15 protein-coding genes are annotated in these 16,996 nt (G+C 60.6%); 4 read left to right on the top strand and 11 right to left on the bottom strand.

Translation table 11 applies throughout. From position 1 onward, the window contains the following. Window positions 1-270: 270 nt before the first annotated feature. The 11 genes from MUN80_RS23815 to MUN80_RS23765 form a co-directional block, all read right to left on the bottom strand. The gene (locus MUN80_RS23815) at window positions 271-1,068 is read right to left on the bottom strand and encodes a hypothetical protein (protein WP_244717051.1); all 798 of its coding nucleotides are present in this window, start codon (window positions 1,066-1,068) and stop codon (window positions 271-273) included. Window positions 1,069-1,283: 215 nt separating this feature from the next. Next, the gene (locus MUN80_RS23810) at window positions 1,284-2,444 is read right to left on the bottom strand and encodes a hypothetical protein (RefSeq protein WP_244717049.1); all 1,161 of its coding nucleotides are present in this window, start codon (window positions 2,442-2,444) and stop codon (window positions 1,284-1,286) included. 73 nt (window positions 2,445-2,517) lie between these two features. Further along, window positions 2,518-3,174: a CoA transferase subunit B gene (locus MUN80_RS23805; RefSeq protein ID WP_244717047.1), complete on the bottom strand. Its 657-nt coding sequence runs from the start codon at window positions 3,172-3,174 to the stop codon at window positions 2,518-2,520. Window positions 3,175-3,255: 81 nt separating this feature from the next. Then, window positions 3,256-3,585 carry a cupin domain-containing protein gene (locus MUN80_RS23800; protein ID WP_244717045.1) on the bottom strand — a complete coding sequence of 110 codons (330 nt, stop codon included), beginning with the start codon at window positions 3,583-3,585 and terminating at the stop codon, window positions 3,256-3,258. A gap of 12 nt (window positions 3,586-3,597) precedes the next feature. Next, window positions 3,598-4,302, bottom strand: a complete 705-nt coding sequence (locus tag MUN80_RS23795) for a CoA transferase subunit A (RefSeq protein WP_244675404.1) — start codon at window positions 4,300-4,302, stop codon at window positions 3,598-3,600. A 156-nt stretch (window positions 4,303-4,458) separates the two neighbouring features. Then, window positions 4,459-5,412 carry a bifunctional riboflavin kinase/FAD synthetase gene (locus MUN80_RS23790; RefSeq protein ID WP_244717043.1) on the bottom strand — a complete coding sequence of 318 codons (954 nt, stop codon included), beginning with the start codon at window positions 5,410-5,412 and terminating at the stop codon, window positions 4,459-4,461. Window positions 5,413-5,465: 53 nt separating this feature from the next. Next, entirely contained in the window at window positions 5,466-6,290 is an 825-nt protein-coding gene (gene truB, locus MUN80_RS23785) for a tRNA pseudouridine(55) synthase TruB (RefSeq protein WP_244717041.1), read from the bottom strand. Continuing rightward, window positions 6,287-7,075 carry an undecaprenyl-diphosphate phosphatase gene (locus MUN80_RS23780; RefSeq protein ID WP_244717039.1) on the bottom strand — a complete coding sequence of 263 codons (789 nt, stop codon included), beginning with the start codon at window positions 7,073-7,075 and terminating at the stop codon, window positions 6,287-6,289. Before MUN80_RS23780 ends, truB begins: the two co-directional genes overlap by 4 nt. Then, window positions 7,076-7,402 (bottom strand): DUF3098 domain-containing protein, encoded by a 327-nt coding sequence (locus MUN80_RS23775; RefSeq protein WP_244717036.1) that lies wholly within the window; start codon window positions 7,400-7,402, stop codon window positions 7,076-7,078. Window positions 7,403-7,496: 94 nt separating this feature from the next. Then, window positions 7,497-8,390, bottom strand: coding sequence for a cell division protein FtsX (locus tag MUN80_RS23770; protein WP_244717034.1), 894 nt, complete (start codon window positions 8,388-8,390; stop codon window positions 7,497-7,499). 54 nt (window positions 8,391-8,444) lie between these two features. Beyond that, complete coding sequence (locus MUN80_RS23765; RefSeq protein ID WP_244717032.1) at window positions 8,445-13,052, bottom strand: translocation/assembly module TamB domain-containing protein; 4,608 nt, start codon at window positions 13,050-13,052, stop codon at window positions 8,445-8,447. A gap of 238 nt (window positions 13,053-13,290) precedes the next feature. Between MUN80_RS23765 and tsaD the strand changes: the two genes are divergently transcribed. The 4 genes from tsaD (at window position 13,291) to MUN80_RS23745 (ending at window position 16,839) form a co-directional block, all read left to right on the top strand. After that, window positions 13,291-14,301, top strand: coding sequence for a tRNA (adenosine(37)-N6)-threonylcarbamoyltransferase complex transferase subunit TsaD (gene tsaD, locus MUN80_RS23760; protein WP_244717030.1), 1,011 nt, complete (start codon window positions 13,291-13,293; stop codon window positions 14,299-14,301). A 122-nt stretch (window positions 14,302-14,423) separates the two neighbouring features. Beyond that, window positions 14,424-14,897 (top strand): SsrA-binding protein SmpB, encoded by a 474-nt coding sequence (gene smpB / locus MUN80_RS23755; RefSeq protein WP_100338930.1) that lies wholly within the window; start codon window positions 14,424-14,426, stop codon window positions 14,895-14,897. A 171-nt stretch (window positions 14,898-15,068) separates the two neighbouring features. Further along, window positions 15,069-15,869, top strand: coding sequence for a C40 family peptidase (locus MUN80_RS23750; protein ID WP_244717028.1), 801 nt, complete (start codon window positions 15,069-15,071; stop codon window positions 15,867-15,869). A gap of 472 nt (window positions 15,870-16,341) precedes the next feature. Then, window positions 16,342-16,839 (top strand): HNH endonuclease, encoded by a 498-nt coding sequence (locus MUN80_RS23745; RefSeq protein ID WP_244717026.1) that lies wholly within the window; start codon window positions 16,342-16,344, stop codon window positions 16,837-16,839. The last annotated feature ends 157 nt before the right edge of the window (window positions 16,840-16,996 follow it).

Below are 16,996 nucleotides of genomic sequence, written 5' to 3'. Positions count from 1 at the left end.
GAAAAAAGGCTTCCACGGGTAGGTTCAAGTCTGGCGTCGGGCTATACGTGTGCCGCTGCCAGTCCGGGTTGGCAGCTGTAGCCCAACAGCTAAACCATTCTGTCTGCGCACGGCACCAGCTACGTCGTGGTGATAACCCCGCCCGACGGAGCCGAACCAGTGGAAATCAGCTTTATCCGCCGCCTGCTGGTTGATGCCACTGCCGATGAACAGCCGCTGGCCATGTTCGGCACCGAGTAAAAGCCGGCCCCGGCCCGCTAGCCTGCATTCTTACCGCAGGGGCCGGGCAAACACCGGAATAAAGTGTCGGGCCCCGCCGCTCGACTCCAGCCGCGGGTGCCTGACTTTCTGCTCGTCGTAGTAGTAAGAGTTGCTCATGTACTGGGTTTCGAGCGTAAACATGGCCGGGGCTGCCGACTCGGCCAGGGCCGGGCGCGACACCGTGGCCTGCCGGCTCTGATTGTCGAGCCGGATAATAGAGCTATCCGTTACCCGCAACGAGTCCAGGTTGCGGGCGCGCCTACTGAGCGTATCCTGGCCCGCCGAGACTTTCACCAGCTGATACTCCTCGTCGTAGCCCTTGCGGATAGTCAGGGCCAGGTGGGCAGGCCCCGGCTGCTGGTAGAGCGACTCCAGGGCCAGCCAGTAGCCCAGTTGCCCGGAGTTGGCGCTAGTGGCTGTATAGTACCGGAAGTCCGGGCGTAAGAACGTGGCGGCAGGCTGGGCAGCGTTGATTTCCTGTATACCTACGCGCTGGCCGTTCTCGAAAAACTCCATGTAGTCATGCCCGGTGCCCTGCTTGGGGTATTTGAACTGCGCAAGCTGGCCGGGTTGGAGCCTCACCTGCAACAGCACCTTGTGGGTCGGCACAGTGACAAACTGGTAGTTAACCTCCCGAAAGCGCAGCAGCCGGATTTCCAGCGCTACCTCGCGGGCCGCTTGGTTGTAGAGCAGTAGGCGGTGCGTGAGCTTGGGTGTCTGTTGCTCCCACACGTCCCAGACCAGGAAGTTTTTCGACCAGATGCCCACCACAATCTGGCTGGCCCGGGTGGGCAGTTGAAGCAGCAAGAATAGGACGAGCAAAAAGTGTCGCACGAAAAACATGTAAGAGCGTGTAGGGCCCGCTCAGGTAGCAGGCCTAGGCGTTGAAGGTATGAATAGCGCAGTAGAGAGCCGTGCTGAGCCACGCCGCTACCGGCAGCATGAGCACCCACGACAAGCCAATGCGGGCAATTTTGTGGGTGTTAGCCGCTCGATTCGGGTCGCCTCGTGTACCGGTGCGGCTACTGGCGCACGAGGCGGCGCACCACCGTACCCTGGCTGGTGCCGATACGAAGCAGGGCCGAGCCGCGGAAAGCGCCGAAAGCCGCGGCGGGCACTACTACCGGCGCCTCAGTGGCCATGAGCTGGCGCTCAAATAGCAGGCGGCCGGCTAAATCCGTGGCCCGGAGCGTGAGCAGACCAGCCGGGACGCGCAGCAGCAGGGCCTCGGTCGAAGCGGCGGGGTTGGGGTAGGCGGCTACGGCGGCCAAGGCGGCACTTGGTGGGGTGCGGGCCAGCACCAGGCGGCGGTATACGTCGCGGTACTGCACGGCCGTCACGGTTTCGGTACCCCCGATTTCCTGGGTCGTGATAGTGAGCAGTGGAACGTGGTGCGTTTTGGCCAGCCACTTGTACTCCCGCGTGACGGGCACCGTGAAGCCCAGGCCAGGCATGTTGCCAACAGCAATGCTGTCGTGGTCGAGCAGCTTGCTCACTACCCGGATGGTTGGGAACGTGCCGAAGGGCGTGGTGAGCGTACCCCAGGCATCTACCTTGTTTACGCGCTTGCGCTTGCGGCTCAGGTAGCCCGTAGATGCCGCCGCGCTGGGTGTTTCGAAAAATGACAGGCAGGAATCTGGGGCGCTGGCGTAGCTCAGCGGAAAGTGGTAGATGATATCCTGCTCGGCTGCGGTGCGGTACGTTACCGGTACGGTGAAGCCGGCCAACGTGCCGCCGAAGCCTACTGAGCGGTAGTCCTGCGCGGCGGCCGTGGCGGCCGATACGGCGTAGAACTGGTAAGGGTCGGTGATGGGAAACAAGCCAGTAGCCGCTACCGGCAGGGGTTCGGGAGCGGCCACCGTGGCCCGGTTAGGCCCGGCAAAAGCCCCGAAGGAAAGTTGATAGATAGGTGCCGTAGCACTGACGGCCACGTAGCGGTCCACGGTTTGACCTGTCGCGACCAGGCCAGCGTAGTTCCAGGTTTGGTTGGCCCCGCGGCGGCTCAGGGGCGGGGCATTGGCCGGCAACATCGGCGCGGCCAGGCTTAGGCGCAGCGAGTCGACGGGGGCCTGGGTGGTTACGGCCGGCATATCGGTGCGGGTAATGATAGGCGACACCTGGGCCCGGGCCGGAGCGGCGGCTAGCGTGAGCAGAGCAAAGAGCGAGTAAAAAGTCCGGCGCATAGGCAGCAATAAGGGCGTATCCGAGAAGAGAAGTGTCTTCCAAGATACGCCCCCTACAGCTAACCCCAAAGTTTTACAGGCTCATCTCCGGTACGCCACTTTCGGGAATAACCAGCTTGCCGGCCGTAGCCGCCTGAATCTGCTCCACCGACACGCCCGGAGCCCGCTCGCGCAGCACGAAGCCGTCGGGCGTCACGTCGAGCACGGCTAGCTCGGTCACGATTTTCTTGACGCAGCGCAGCCCTGTGATGGGCAGGGTGCAGGCGGGTAGCAGCTTGCTACTGCCGTCTTTGGCTACGTGCTGCATAGCCACGATGATGTTCTTGGCCGAGGCTACCAGGTCCATGGCACCGCCCATCCCTTTTACCATTTTGCCCGGAATCTTCCAGTTGGCAATGTCCCCGTTTTCGGACACCTCCATGGCGCCCAGAATGGTCAGATCCACGTGTTCCCCGCGAATCATGCCAAAAGAATCGGCCGAGCTGAAGATGCTGGAGCCGGGCAGGGTGGTCACGGTTTGCTTGCCGGCATTAATCAGGTCGGGGTCCACTTGGTCATCGGTAGGGAAGGGGCCCATGCCGAGCAGGCCGTTTTCACTTTGCAGCTCCACGTTGATTCCTTCGGGAATGTAGTTGGCTACCAGCGTCGGGATGCCAATGCCGAGGTTGACGTAGGAGTTGTCTTTTACTTCCTGAGCTATTCGTTTGGCAATGCCGTGTTTGTCAAGCATAAGATAGGGGCGCGGGAATGGCCCGGTTAGGTGGGAAGAGGGGCGCGTGGCACACGCCCGTTGGGATAGTAAGCGGTGGGGCTAGGCGCTTTCCCCGCCAACAGGGCCGTAGAGAATAGCCCAAGTGGCGAAGTCGGACGAAAACACCTCGAAGAAGTGCGGCATGCCTGCCGGTACAAAAAGCAGGTCGCCGGGGTGGCACTGAATCATTTCGCCGGCCCGGTTGAACACTGCCTCGCCGCTAATAACGACGTAGACCTCGTCCTGGGGGTGGGGCGTCTGGGTGTCGACTTCACTGGGCGCGAAATACTCGGTGCGCATGCTGCCGTGGCGCAGTAGCACGGTGAAAGGAGGGTTGCCTTCCTTCTGAATCTGGGCCTGGGCCTGCAGCAAGGAGATATTCGCGTCCATGAGGAAGGCAGGTTAGATGGTGGCGGGGCGCACGGTACGCTGCTCGATGCGCTTTTCGTAGTCTTTGCCCTGGAAAATACGCTGCACGAAGATGCCGGGCGTGTGAATCTGGTTGGGGTCCAGCTCGCCGGCGGGCACCAGCTCTTCCACTTCGGCTACGGTAATCTTGCCGGCCGTAGCCATCATCGGGTTGAAGTTACGGGCCGTACCTTTGTAAATCAGGTTGCCGGCCGTATCGCCTTTCCAGGCTTTGACGAAGGCAAAATCGGCGTGCAGGGCGGTTTCCAGCAGGTACATCTTGCCGTTGAACTCCCGACTTTCCTTGCCTTCGCCCACCTCGGTGCCGTAGCCGGCCGGGGTGTAGAAGGCCGGAATGCCGGCACCGCCGGCCCGGCACCGCTCAGCCAGGGTGCCCTGCGGAATCAACTCTACTTCCAGCTCGCCCGAGAGCAGCTGCCGCTCAAACTCGGCATTCTCGCCTACGTAGCTTGAAATCATCTTGCGCACCTGCTTGGTTTGCAGCATCAGCCCGATGCCGAAGTCGTCGACGCCGGCATTGTTGCTAATGCAGGTCAGGTTCTTGACGCCCAGGCGCAGAATTTCCTGGATGGAGTTTTCGGGAATGCCGCACAGGCCGAAGCCGCCGAGCATCAGGGTCATACCATCGGTGAGGCCGTGCAGGGCCGCCTGAGCATCGGCTACTACTTTATTAATCATGGGGTGGGAAAGGAGGGTTTGTGGGTCGAAAATAGCAAGATGCCCGGGAGTAGGCGCGGCACGGGGCGAAAAACGTGGGGGCTAAGCCGGAAAAGAGAAGCCCAGCCGCCTGGGCAGACGACTGGACTTCCTGGATGGTTGCTGCGGTGGCTTACCTCAGCCGCCGACCAAGTGCTGGCGGGCATCCTCGGCGTCCTTAGCCAACTGGGCTTTGAGCTCGTCGAGTCCGTTGAACTTCTGCTCGTCGCGTAGGCGGGCCACCAGCTGCACGGTCAGGGGTTGGTCGTATAGGTCACCGTCGAAGTCGAGCAGGTGGGTTTCCACGGTCTGGTCGAGGTTGCCGGCCACGGTGGGGCGCACCCCGATGTTGAGCATGGCTTGGTGGTGAGTGCCGGCGGCGGTGGTGGCCATGACGGCGTACACGCCCCGGGCCGGCACCAGCTTCAGGGGCTCTTCTACTTGCATGTTGGCCGTTGGGAAGCCGATGGTGCGGCCCAGCTGCTTTCCGCGTACCACGGTGCCGGTCAGCGGGTAGCTGTAGCCCAGGTAGCGGTTGGCCGTTAGCACGTCGCCGGCCTCCAGGGCCCTCCGGATGCGGGTGCTGCTCACAGCCAGGGCGTCCACGTCCTCGCGCGGAATTTCTTCTACTTCCAGTCCGTAGCGGTCGGCATGCTGGCTCAGGTGCTCAAAGCCACCTTCCCGGTTTTTGCCAAAGCGGTGGTCGTAGCCAATGACCAGCTTACGGGCACCTACTGTGTCGAGCAGAATCTGCTGGATGTACTGCTCGGAGGTCAGCTCCGAAAATTCCTTGGTAAAGGGCACAATTAGCAGATAGTCCACGCCGAAGTCGGCCAGCTGCTTGGAGCGCTCTTCCAGGGTGGAAAGCAGCTGAATGTTCAGGGGCTCGGGATGCGTGAGCGGCGGCTCCAGCACCAGGCGCGGGTGGGGCCAGTAGGAAATGACCACCGAAGGGCCGCCGGTTTGCTTGGCTACTTCCAGCAGGCGGCGCAAAATCTTCTGGTGCCCCAGGTGCACGCCGTCGAAAGTGCCGGTCGTAACGGTGGCATTGCCGAGGTGAGGAAACTGCGCCGGGTCGTGAAAGACTTCCATCGGAGGGAAATAAGTGAAGTGGTGAATGAGCGAAGTCTCGCCCGGGTAGCTTTTTACGAAGCCGAAGCCGTTGGGTCTGAGTCGGGAGCCGGATTGGTGCTGGCCTGGAAATACTCCAGGCCGGCGCGCTGCTCGGGGCGGCGGGCTTTAGCCGGGCGCGGGGGCCGGTTGGCGTCGCCCTCGGGCCGCGGCAGCCGCAGGGCTTCCAGGGTTTCCATCGTCAGGGCATCCTCCACGCGGTACTCGCCAATGCGGGTGCGAATAAGCTTGGTCAGGTGAGCCCCGCAGCCCAAGTGCTGGCCAAAGTCGCGGGCCAGGCTGCGGATGTAAGTGCCTTTTGTGCATACCACCCGGAAATGCACGTCGGGCAACGCAATGCCGGTCAGCTCAAACTCCTTGATGGTAACTTCCTTGGACTTGATTTCGGCCGTATCGCCGCGGCGGGCTACCTCGTAAGCCCGCTCCCCGTTGATTTTTACGGCCGAGTACAGCGGCGGCGTCTGCTGAATTAGGCCAGTGAAGGCCCGGGCGGCTTCCTGCAGTTGCTCGGTCGTAATGTGGGCGTAGGGCAGCTCAGCGTCCACGGGCGTTTCCAGGTCGAACGACGGGGTGGTCTGGCCCAGGCGGAAGGTACCGGTGTACTCTTTTTCCTGGGCCTGAATCAAGTCAATCTGCTTGGTTTTCTTGCCCGTGCACAAGATCAGCAGGCCGGTAGCCAACGGGTCGAGGGTGCCGGCGTGGCCGATTTTCTTGATGCGCAGCGTGTTCTTGACCTTGCGCACCACGTCAAACGAAGTCCAGGTCAGGGGTTTGTCGAGCAGCAAAACCTCGCCGGTTTCAAAGTCGAACGTGCGCTGAACCGTATTTTCCTGGCTCATATCAACTGCAGATTAATTCCCAGGGCAATCATGACCAAAATGGTGACGCCCACGATGATGCGGTACATGCCAAAGGCGCGGAAGCCGAACTTCGAGACAAAGTTTACGAACGACTTGACGGCCAGCAGCGCCACGATAAAGGCTACCACGTTGCCGAAAGCCAGCACTTTCAGGTCGCCGGCCACGGGCGCATTCACCTTGTAAGTTTTGTACATCTCGTAGGCCGTAATCACGAACATGGTAGGCACGGCCAGTAGAAAGGAGAAATCGGCGGCCGAGCGGCGGTCGAAGCCCTGGGCCAGGCCGCCCACGATGGTAGCCGCTGAGCGCGACACGCCGGGCACCAAAGCCAAACACTGAAACAGGCCGATTTTGAGGGCCTGCAGCGTGCTGGGCGTCGTTACCTGCTTGCGCGACTCGCTAAACCAGCGGTCCACAAAGAGCAGCACGATGCCGCCCACGACCAGCGAGGAGGCCACCACTGTCACGCTCTTGAGCAGGTCGGCAATGACGTCTTTGAGCAGAAAGCCCAGCAAGCCAAAGGGCACAAAGGCCACGGCCAGCTTCACGTAGAAGTCGAAGCTCTGCAGAAAGCGGCGCCAGTAAAGCACCACCACCGACAGGATAGCCCCAAACTGGATGGAGGTAATATAGGTTTCGGTAAACGGTAATTGGCCGATACCCAGCAGGTTGGCCACGATAATCATGTGGCCGGTGCTGGAAACGGGTAAAAACTCGGTTAAGCCTTCGACAATAGCCAGAATTAGGGCGTGCCAGTAGTTCATTTAGGAACGCTTGTAGGTAGGAGCCGTGGGAGCGGGGGCTACCGGAGCCACGGGAGTGCCGGGCTGCGGGGCCGTTTCGGTGCGGGTTACGGTGTCGGTAGCCACAGGAGCAGCCTCACCGGGCTTGGCCATGATGGCCCAGAACTCGATGATAAAGCCCACAGCCAGCAAGATCGGGCCCAGGGTGATACCCAGGAAACCTTCGCCGTAGTCGGCCGAGTCCAGGGTCATGGTGATGAAGCCCGCGGCCAGAATAGCCAGCCCGAGCCACATCAGACGGTAGTTGCGCTTGCCGAAGGCAAAGCGGGGAGTTTGCGTGGGTTCCATAGGTAGTTGTTAGTTGCTGGTTGTCAGTTGTTAGGTTGTTCTGCTTGTCGGTATATTCTAACAACTGACAACCAGCAACTAACAACTAAAAAAATCAATATAAATCGTCGAGTGACATGCCCAGGTACTTGCGCACGGCGCGGTAGGAGCTCAGAAAGCCGATGCCGCAGCCCAGCAGCACCATGCTTACCATCAGGATGCCGATGAGGCGCTCATCGCGCAGCAGGCGGAGCTCCTCCAGCTGCAAATAGGCGTATTGAAGGCCGGCTAGCAGCAGCAGCGCGGCAATGGTGCCGCTGGCAAAGCCCTGCCAGGTGGCCCGGCGCAGGAACGGCCGCTGAATGAAAAAGGACGTGGCGCCTACCAGCTGCATGCTCCGGATCAGGAAGCGCTGCGAGAACAAGGCCAGCTTGATGGTGTTGTTAATCAGGACCGTGACGACTAGGGTTAGCACTAAGGCAAAGCCCAGCAGCACCAAGCTGATCTTGCGCAGGTTCTTATTGACCGAGTCGATAAAGCTCTGCACATATTCGACCTCGAATACGCCCGGCTCGGCCCGCAGCTCCTGCACGATGCGCCGCATCTGGGTCGAATCAGTGTAGTCGGCGCTGATTTTCAGCAGGTAGGCGTCCCGCAGCGGATTGTCGCCGAGGAACTGCACGACGTCTTCGCCGGTCTGGTCCAGAAACTGTTTGGCACCTTCTTCCTTGGACAAGAACCGGACCTGGGGCTGGTCATTCTTGTAGGCCACGTACTTCTTGCGGCTCAGATCCTGCTGTAGTCGAAGGAGCTGGGTTTCGGGCAGGTCCCGGTCGAGGTAGACCTGCATTTCAATATTTTCCTTGACCAGATTGCTCAGCTTGTGGGCATGAATGAGCAGCAAGCCAAACAAGCCAATGACCAGCAAGGACAGCGTGATGCTGAACACGACCATCAGGTGCGGGTAGCTACCAAGCTTTTTCTTACGGGTCGGGCGGTTTTGGGCCATGCAGGCAAAGGTAACTTTGGTTAATGAATTCTGAATTGAGAATGCTGAATTCGATTAAAGGACCGTGCGCGGGTCGTCGTCCACGTTGAGCACTTCCCGGGCCTTACGGGCGGCAGCGGCCCGGCGACTCAGGCGTTTGCGCGAAAACAGCTCCCGGAACGAGTCGAACTGCTCGGTGTGCAGCAAGCTAATGCCGGCCCGGGCCTGGTTGGTCAACGCCGATTCGTCGGGGGTGAAGTCGCGGGGCGTGGTTTCGTAGCGTAGCTTGGCCCGGAACTTTCCATCGGGGCGCAGGTAGTATTCCAAACTTAGGTCGCCGAGCAGGGAAGCCTGGGCGGTGGTGCCCGTGCCGGTTCCGGTGCCTGTGCCGGTTCCCGCGCCGTTGGTCGTGGTGGTGTTGCTAAAGCCGCCCTCCCGGGTCACGCGCAGGCGGCCGTTGAGAAAGTTATAGCTCAGGCGCACCTGCAGGGCCTGGAGCTGCTCGGAGGTCAGGCCGTTGATGTTGAAGTCGATTTCCAGATTCTGATCAATCTGGGAAGTGAGCAAGCCCAGCTGAGTGCTCAGAATCTGGCCCAGACTGTTCTGCACCGTGTTGTCGTTGCCGCGCAGGCTGATCTGGGTGAACTGGCCGGGTGGGGAAAGTTGCTTGAATACCAAGAGGCTGAATACCTGCCGGTTGAGTTCCTGCTCGTCGTTGCGCAAGGATGAGGTGAAGGCCGTCAGGTCGCCTTCCAGGGACGAGGGCGCGTCGTTGAACTCCAGGCTCAGGCGAATCACGGGCAGCAGCAGCGGGCCGCTCAGGTTCATTACGGCCGTTACGGGCACCACGGCCCGGCTGTTGAGGGCTGCCTGCCCCAGAATCGGGGCCAGGGAGGTGCGCTGGGTGTAGGCCGCCGTCACGTTCATTTCGCCAGCCAGCGGGTCGCCGTTCCAGGAAATCGTACCGCCCGGCCGCACTACGAATTCCTTGTTGATAAGGCCCTGCAAAGTGAAGTTGTACGCCCCGCGCACAATCTCAATCTGGCCGAACATGTTGAAGTCGCCGCGGGTGTCGATGTTGAGGCGCAGCTGCCCGGCCGCTGAGCCCCGAATAACGTCGCCGGTGCTTTCGTCGAGCAGGATTTCCACGTAGGCGTCGGGCGTCACGTCCAGGTTCATGTTCAGGCGCAGGCCCGACAAGTCAATTTTGCCTTCCCCTGCCGTGGGCACCTTCACTGTGGTCGTGGTGTCGCGCAGGTTGCGGTTCACGAATTTGATGTAGCTGGCCTGCTCGGCCTTGGCGGCATTGTCGAGCGGCAACGACAGGCGGGTGCCCGCGTCGCTGCGGGCCCGCACGTTCACCACCAGGTTGTTGGTGGGCCCAAAGATTACCGCGTTGCCGGTGGCATAGGCCGTGCCGAAGTACAGTTCATTGTCTTTGCGGGTCGTGTTGAGCACCAGCAGGCGGGTAAAGTCGGCCCGCAAACCCAGGCGCATGTTCTGGAAGCCCTGGTGGAAAATATTGCCATCGAGTACGCCGGTATTGCCCAGCGGGTCGCGCAGCTTGATTTCGCGGAAGCTAATCCGGTCTTCGCCGAAGCGGATTCGGTCGGAGAAGGTGTAAGTGGTGCCCAGGTAAATAAAGGTGAGCTTGCCATTGGTCACGTCTACGTTGCCGGTCAGGTTAGGTGCGGCCAGGCGGCCGGTCAGGCGCAGGGTGCCCGCAGCCGTGCCGCCCATGTCCCGGAACAGGAAGCTGAGCAGGGGTTCGGCCAGCTTCACCGGAGCATTGTCGAGCACGGCCGTCAGGTTGAGCTGTTGTTCCTTGGCGTGGGGGGCGTAGGTGCCGGCCAGGCGCACCACCCGCTGCTGGTCCCGCAGCACATCGGCGTCGATTAGCAGCTGGCCGTTGCGGTTGTTCCACTCGCTGCTGCCGCGCACGTTGCCAATCAGGGTTTTGTCGAACTGCAGCGAATCCACGCCGAGCGTGCTGTTGATTTTCAGGGGGCCGTACACGCCGCTGATGGTGCCGGCGGCATTTACCCGGCCCGCAATGTTCTGGTTGGTCAGGGAGTTGAGCGTGGTCAGATCAAAATCCTTGACGGCCAATTGCAGCTGCTTGCTGGGGTCGTTGGAAATAAAGCCCTGGGCGCTGATGCTCTGCGGACCGTTGCTGAGCGTAAAGTTCTGGATATTAAATTCCTTACCACCGCCCGAAATAACCACTGAGTTGTCGGCGGCAATGTTCCAGTCCTTGCCCAGCAGGTTCACCCCCGACTGCCGGAAGATAATCTGCACGGATTGGGGCAGAAATACCAGGGAGCCGTTGATGGCCGCTTTGTTGGTCGTGTTGGTTTGGGCCAGGGAGGTGGAGAAGTTGATGCGTTCCTGGTCCCAGACGCCTTCCACGTAGAACTTCTCGGTGTTGCCCAGGCCCGGCAGCACCTGCCGCTCGGAGGTAATGTTGGCTTGAGCCAGCACCTCGGGCTGGTAGGGCAGCTTACTGGTGTTGAATTCAAAATCGGTATTGACGGCCCGCACGCTGTCGTACTGAATGCCGTTGAAGTGGCCGGCCAAGGAGAAAATAGAGGTCGGGCCGTTGCGGAAGGAGCCGTCGATGCGGGAGAAGTCGGACAGGGTAAGGCTGGGCACAAACAGCTGCAGCACGGGGTTGGCCCGCTTCAAATACAAATCCAGGGCAATCTGGTAATCCTGAATGGGGCGCTGCTTCTTGCGGCGGTAGTAGCTGGCAATGGCCGCGTCGTTGCTTTCAAAGTTGAGTTCGTACTCGGTCAGCAGGGTTTGCACGTCGCGGGCCACGGTGCTGAAGTTGAAGTTGCCGTCGGCCGTGAGGTTGAGTACTTCGGAGCGGACCGTCACGCGGCGCTGCACGCCGGTCTGCTGGCTCACCACGTCGAAGGTGTCGATGGGTACGGTACGGCCGGCAAAGCTGAGGCGGGAGTTGCGCAGAATGGCGCGGCCGATGAGGGCATCGAGCTTGAGGCCGGCAAACTGCACGTCGGCGGTGGTGGCTATGACCACGCTTTGCTTGGTCAGGCCCAGGGCCCGCAGGTCGGCGCGCCGCACCCGGGCCTTCACGTCGAAGGCCTGCCGGGCCTTATTCAGGTCGATGGTGCCGTTGGCGTCAATCTGCAGGTTGGGGTCATTCACGGCCAGCTGACCATCAAACGACTGGCGGCTGAACTGCCCGTTGGTGGTGATGTTGTGGAAACGGTAGCCGTTGAGCCAAATGCTCTGTACGCTAGCGTTGGCCTTGAGCCGGGCCCGCTCGGGCGTAAAGCCCACGCCTTCGACCCGGCCGTTCATGGTAATATCGCGCACCACCGACTCGTCGCCGAGCAGCTTGCCCAGCTGGAAGGCGGTGGTTTTGACCTGTCCCTCGTAAGTGGAGTAGGCCGGGTCGTTCTTGAATTTGATGTTCACGTCGGACACCACGTCGCCGAGGGCCGTGCGGAAGGCGCCGTTGGCCACAAAGTCGTTGTAGAAACCCAGAAACTGCCCGTCGAGCCGCACCGTGCCCAGGCGCGCCACGTAGGGCCAGCCCGAGGCCGGAATGTAGCGCCGGATGTCGCGCCCGTCGATAATGGAAGGCTTGAGGCGCATTTCCACAAAGCTTTCCTTTAGGTTGGGTAGGCCCTGCACGTTGATGTTGCCCCGCACCCGAGTGTTCTGACCGTAGACGACGTCCAGGTTCTTGGTTGTGAAGTTTTTCACGTAGCCCTTGGCCTCGCCCGAAATCAGCACGGTTTCCTTCAGGTCCCGGATAAAGGGCTGGGGCGCAAACAGGGCAATATCGTCGGAATATACCCGCGACGAATCCAGCCGGGCCGTAACTTTTACCGAGTCGTTGAAATCGACGAAGTTGAGGAAGTGCTTGAAGTCGAACTTGATATAGGGCTTCAGGCGGCTATTGCCCACCCGCAAATCGAGGCCGGCAAATTCCCAGAACTTATCGGCGTACGTCATGTTGGCCGTCAGCTCCCGCAGGCGGGTTTGGGAGGGAGTATCCACGGCCCGCAGCCCGTCAATCTGGGCGTGAATCGTGTCGGCGCGCAACCACAGCTGCGACACGTCGCCGTAGATGCTGTCGATGTACATGTGGTCGTAGTCGATGGTGCGGCCGTAGGTTTCGGCCCGCGGCTTGTTGCGCCGGTCGAGCACGAAACGGCCGTTGCGCAGCCCGATTTCCTTGATCTGAAAGTCGAAGGGCTTGGAAACCTTGGTCGTATCCGAAGGCCCGATCAGGCGCTTGACCGAAGCCAGAAACTGCGACAGGTTGGTCGAGTCGGGCTGGTTGGCGTAGGTTATCTGGGCAAAGCGGGGCTCCTCCAGCGTGAGCTTGCCTACGTGCAGGTGGCTGGGGTCGAAGATGGAAAACAGCTCGATGTCGGCGTCGGCCTTGCCAATGTTGAACAGTTCGCCGCCCTGCCGGTCCAGTACCCGCACGCCCTCCAGCACCACGCGGGTAAAGGGCCGCACGTCGACGCGGCCCACAATGACGCGCTGCCCGAGCTTTTCGGTCAGGATGGCGGCGGCGCGGTGGGCCAGATTGGTTTGCACGCTCGGAATCCGCAGGGCTACCAGCACGCCGCCCAGCACCAACCCCAGCAGCAGGAGCAGGCTCAGCAGAATTTTAAGCGTGATAGAGACGAACCGGGGCACAGAAAGGGAACTGGAAAATGTTGGGCTTGCGTACGAAGATGCGGGATTTGCGGCAATGGCTGCCTGGCCTACCGAACTACTTATAAAATAGGGACCGGAGCGGCCACCTGCTCTTTATAATACACAGACACTGGACAAACTGCTTGGTTTAGTGTTTTAAACGACCTTTGTTGTAAAATTATGCAGCCCGCCGGCCTACAAGAGCTGGCCGGGCGGCCCCTAACACCACAAAATACGCATGCATTCCCCCGTCATTCTGGCCATCGAGTCTTCCTGTGATGATACCTCCGCCGCTGTTATGGCCGGCGGCGAAATCCTGGCCAACGTGGTAGCCACGCAGCAGGTGCACGAACAATACGGCGGCGTGGTGCCCGAGTTGGCCTCCCGCGCCCACCAGCAGCACCTGATTCCGGTGGTGCAGGAGGCGCTGCGCCGGGCAAAGGTAGACAAATCCGCCCTCGACGCGGTGGCTTTCACCCAGGGGCCGGGCCTGCTGGGCTCCTTGCTGGTAGGCAGTATGTTCGCCAAAACCTTTGCCCAGGCCCTGGATAAGCCCCTGATTGCCGTCAACCACATGCGGGCCCACATCCTGGCCCACTTTATCCGGGCCCCACGGCCGGCGTTTCCGTTTTTGTGCCTCACCGTCAGCGGTGGCCACACCCAGCTGGTGATTGTGCGCAGCCCCATGGACATGCAGGTCATTGGCCAAACCATTGATGACGCAGCCGGGGAGGCCTTCGACAAAACGGCCAAGCTGCTCGGCCTGCCGTATCCCGGCGGCCCTCATTTGGATAAGCAAGCCAAGCTGGGCAACCCCACGCGCTTCCCGTTTCCGGTGGGCGCCATGCCGGGCTACGACTTCTCGTTTAGCGGGCTAAAAACTTCGGTGCTGTACTTCCTGCGCCAGCAAACGGCCCAGAACCCGAACTTTGTGCAGGAAAACCTGGCCGACCTCTGCGCCAGTATTCAGTACACCATTATCCAAACCCTGCTGCGCCAGCTCGTGCGCGCCGCCCAGGATAATAGCCTGACCCAGATTGCCCTGGCCGGGGGCGTGGCGGCCAACTCCGGCCTGCGCGCCGCCCTGACCGAGCTAACCGCCGAGAAAGGGTGGGAGGTCTTTATTCCCGATTTCGAGTTCTGCACCGACAACGCCGGTATGGTGGCCATGACGGCCCACTTCCAGTACCAGGCCGGTGACTTTGCCGAACCCCTGGTAAGTCCTGACCCGCGGTTGAAGCTCACGTAGAGACGCATAGTTGCGTCTCTACCTCCTGCTGTCAGCCCAATCCGGCGAATTTGCGTACCTACGCTACTCTCTAGAATACCCGCTGCGCTGCCCAGGTCGCGCGGCGGCTTTTGCACCCCATCATGGCCAAACAAAAAGACGATACCCCCAAGCGCGTTAATATCCTGAACCGCCGTGCCAGCTACGAATACAGTTTCCTGGCCAAATACGACGCGGGCATGATGCTGCAGGGCACCGAAATCAAAAGCATCCGGGAAGGCAACGTGAACATGCAGGACGGCTTCTGCACCTTCCACCCCGACGGCTCCCTGTGGGTACACAACCTGAGCATTTCGCAGTACACCCTGGGCACCTACAACAACCACGAACCCAAGCGGGAGCGGAAGTTGCTGCTCAACAAAAAGGAGCTGCGCCAGCTCGCCAACAAAACCCAGGAGCAGGGCGTCACCATCATTCCCGTGCGCCTCTTCGTCAACGACCGGGGCTTTGCCAAGCTCGAAATTGCCCTGGCCAAGGGTAAAAAGCTCTTCGACAAGCGTGACGACATCAAGGCCAAAGACCAGAAGCGCGAAATGGACCGCGCCCGGGAGTACTAGGTGGTGAAATAGTGGGCAGTGAAATGGTGAGTTTTGGGGAAGATATTTGGCCAACTGGCTTTTAAGCGGGAGTTTCGTGGATATTTGTAATAAACTGGTGACGCTGGCTGGAAACAACTAACCCAGCGGAACAATAGCTCACCATTTCATCACCTCACCATTTCACTATCTGTGAACCACGGAATCTGCGCCCTGAGCGTCGTGCCGGTGCGGGCCGAGCCTGCGGATAAAGCCGAAATTGTTACGCAGCTGATTTTTGGCGACTGCTACACCGTGCTCCAAGCCCAGGCCAACTGGCAGCAAATCCGGACCGCGGCCGACAACTACGTGGGCTGGATGGATCCCAAGCAGCACCAGCCCGTGACTAGTGAGTATTTGGCCGCCTGGAACGCCCAGGACCACCCCCGCAGTCTCGATGTGGTCCAGGTCGTCAGCAACGCCCAGGTCCGTATTCCCGTGACTATTGGGGCGCGCCTACCGTTTTTCGACGGCATGACGCTGCGGCTAGGGGAGCAGACCTACTTCTACAACGGAGCGGCTACCAACCCTCAGAACGGCCATGGCCTGCAGGGCCCCACCGATAAACGGCTGGCGTTGCTGCTCAAGGCCGGCCAGATTTTCCTGAAGGCGCCCTACCTCTGGGGCGGCCGCAGCCTGTTTGGCGTCGATTGCTCGGGTCTGATGCAGCAGCTCTACGGCCTGATCGGGGTGCAGCTCCCCCGCGACGCCCGCCAGCAGATTGACCACGGCCGCACGGTGCACTTCGTGTCCCAGACCCAGCCCGGCGACCTGGCCTTCTTCGACAACGCCGACGGCAACATCATCCACGTGGGCCTCTTGCTCGACGACCAGCAGATCCTGCACGCCAGCGGCGAAGTCCGAATCGACCCGCTCGACCACAACGGCATCTTCAACCGCAAAACCCAGAAGTACACCCACAAGCTCCGCCTCATCAAGCGTCTGCTAGATTAAGGTGGGGGTAATGTGCTAAGGTGCTAATGCACAACCTGGGTCCTTGCGAGGAAGCAGGATATTCCGCGCATCAAAAGGCGTCAAGCCGTCTTCTGCTAGCGACAACCGTCCTTTTACCACAAAGCCCTTTATTCCAGCCAGAGTAAGAGGCGGGCGGCTTTCTGGCCCAATCCTATCCGCAACCCCGCTGCGGGCCTTCCACACCTGGCCGGGAACCTCCGCTACGCTGGCGCGGGCTTCCTACACGTGTCCGCGTGCATTTATCAGCCTTTGGGAGGCCCTAGGGCATATTCCCAAATGGGCAGGTTGGCCCCAGGCCGGCGGGCAGCGCTTACTAGCAGGGGCCCAAATACTGCTATATAGCGCCGCCGTGTAACCACTTTCGCCGGAGGAAACTTAAGCCAGCCGCTATTGTTAATACGCTTAGAATCATCTAGCTTTCGCTGTATCAGATGATCTTTTCACCGAGCGTATGGACCAAAAAGTGCTAGTTCTCAATGGCGACTACACCGCCATTACGCTGTGCAGCGTGCAGAAGGCTTTTGTGCTACTCTTTCTCGATAAAGCCGAGATGATAGCCAAGTCGGAACACGGGGTGCTGCGTACCATTTCTTCTGCCTATCCCAAGCCCAGCATCATCCGGTTGCAGCGCTACGTGCGGGTGCCCTACAAGGGCATTGCCTTGAGCCGGCACAACATCATGAAGCGGGACCATTTCGAGTGCCAATACTGCGGCTCGACCAAAAATCTGACCCTGGACCACGTACTGCCCCGCTCCCGCGGCGGCGACTCATCGTGGACCAACCTGCTCACGGCCTGTGCCCGCTGCAACCACGCCAAGGGCCACCGCACACCTTCCGAGGCCGGGCTCACCATCAGGCAACAGCCCAAGAAACCGACCCTGTCGGGTTTTCTCAGGCTCAGTGCTGGTACTATCGACCAAAACTGGCATCCGTATCTGACCAACTAACGCCGGGAGCAGCAGCTTCCGGCTTTTTTTTGCCCGGCCGCTTCGGGTAGCGCCGCGGCTTCGGCAGGGGTGGCTTAACGGGTAACCCACTGACGAGTAGGGAATAGAGCCCGAAGTGGCAACGCCGGAGCTAACTGGAATTGTGCAAAATGTGGGT

The organism is Hymenobacter cellulosivorans (assembly GCF_022919135.1).
In the GTDB taxonomy this organism is placed as follows: Bacteria; Bacteroidota; Bacteroidia; order Cytophagales; family Hymenobacteraceae; genus Hymenobacter; species Hymenobacter cellulosivorans.
The sequence above is the reverse complement of the archived record's forward strand: the minus strand, read 5'-3'. Positions and strand labels throughout refer to the sequence as shown.

Coding starts and splice junctions, on each gene's coding strand:
- MUN80_RS23810 (WP_244717049.1), bottom strand. CDS start 2,444: ATGCGCCGGACTTTTTACTCGCTCTTTGCTCTGCTCACGCTAGCCGCC.
- MUN80_RS23805 (WP_244717047.1), bottom strand. CDS start 3,174: ATGCTTGACAAACACGGCATTGCCAAACGAATAGCTCAGGAAGTAAAA.
- MUN80_RS23800 (WP_244717045.1), bottom strand. CDS start 3,585: ATGGACGCGAATATCTCCTTGCTGCAGGCCCAGGCCCAGATTCAGAAG.
- MUN80_RS23795 (WP_244675404.1), bottom strand. CDS start 4,302: ATGATTAATAAAGTAGTAGCCGATGCTCAGGCGGCCCTGCACGGCCTC.
- MUN80_RS23790 (WP_244717043.1), bottom strand. CDS start 5,412: ATGGAAGTCTTTCACGACCCGGCGCAGTTTCCTCACCTCGGCAATGCC.
- truB (WP_244717041.1), bottom strand. CDS start 6,290: ATGAGCCAGGAAAATACGGTTCAGCGCACGTTCGACTTTGAAACCGGC.
- MUN80_RS23780 (WP_244717039.1), bottom strand. CDS start 7,075: ATGAACTACTGGCACGCCCTAATTCTGGCTATTGTCGAAGGCTTAACC.
- MUN80_RS23775 (WP_244717036.1), bottom strand. CDS start 7,402: ATGGAACCCACGCAAACTCCCCGCTTTGCCTTCGGCAAGCGCAACTAC.
- MUN80_RS23770 (WP_244717034.1), bottom strand. CDS start 8,390: ATGGCCCAAAACCGCCCGACCCGTAAGAAAAAGCTTGGTAGCTACCCG.
- tsaD (WP_244717030.1), top strand. CDS start 13,291: ATGCATTCCCCCGTCATTCTGGCCATCGAGTCTTCCTGTGATGATACC.
- smpB (WP_100338930.1), top strand. CDS start 14,424: ATGGCCAAACAAAAAGACGATACCCCCAAGCGCGTTAATATCCTGAAC.
- MUN80_RS23745 (WP_244717026.1), top strand. CDS start 16,342: ATGGACCAAAAAGTGCTAGTTCTCAATGGCGACTACACCGCCATTACG.